Below are 928 nucleotides of genomic sequence, written 5' to 3' on the forward strand. Positions count from 1 at the left end.
GTCACACGCCATGGATGGCGTGTGCGAGCCTCCATGGACGGATTCACGGCGTGTCCCGCCATCCCACCCACACCGACCCCAACCCGTCGACAGTGAGCCGTTGCGGTTGCGGTTGCGGTTGCGGTTGCCGTTGCCGTTGCAGTCGCAGTCGCAGTCGCAGTCAAACGTGCAGCTGCCCGAAAAAACAAAAAGCCCCGCAATGCGGGGCTCTCCACTGTCCAGACAACGCGAACCGCTTACAACCGCTCGCGGATCGTCTGGCGCAGCGCTTCCAGATCCTTGGCGAACGCATCGATCCCCGTCGCCAGCTTCTCGGTCGCCATCGGATCGGCGGCCAGATCCGTCGCAAAGCGCGCCGCATCGATCGGCGTCACCGACACCGCTTCGGCCGCGCCGGCCACCAGCTTGCGCGACAGCGCGCCATGGTCGGCATCCAGCTTCTCCAGCAGATCCGGCGAAATCGTCAAACGATCGCACCCCGCCAGCGCCTCGATCTGCGCCGTCGAACGGAACGAGGCACCCATCACCACCGTCGGCGAACCGCGGCGCTTGAACTCGGCATACACCCCGCGCACGAACACCACGCCCGGATCGGCATCGATATCGGCCGGCGCCTGCCCATGGGCCACGTACCAGTCCAGAATGCGTCCCACGAACGGCGAAATCAGGAACGCCCCCGCCTCGCTGCAGGCCAGCGCCTGGGTCGGATTGAAGATCAACGTCAGATTGCAGTCGATACCCTCGGCCTGCAGCACCCGCGCCGCCTCCACGCCTTCCCACGTCGCCGCGATCTTGATCAGCACCTTGCTGCGCGGCACACCGGCCGCCTCGTACATCGCGATGAACTGGCGCGCCTTGGCCACCGTCGCCGCCGTATCGTGGGCCTGGTCGGCATCCACTTCCGTCGACACCCGGCCCGGCACCAGCG

At 66.7% G+C, this 928-nt stretch carries 1 protein-coding gene; it reads right to left on the bottom strand.

Annotated elements, in window-relative coordinates; all coding sequences use genetic code 11:
- Positions 1–236: 236 nt before the first annotated feature.
- Positions 237–928 (bottom strand): transaldolase family protein (locus AC1DQP_RS20990; RefSeq protein WP_478052496.1); only part of this gene is annotated, 692 nt, incomplete at its 5' end.

The organism is Stenotrophomonas sp. P5_A8 (assembly GCF_056400545.1).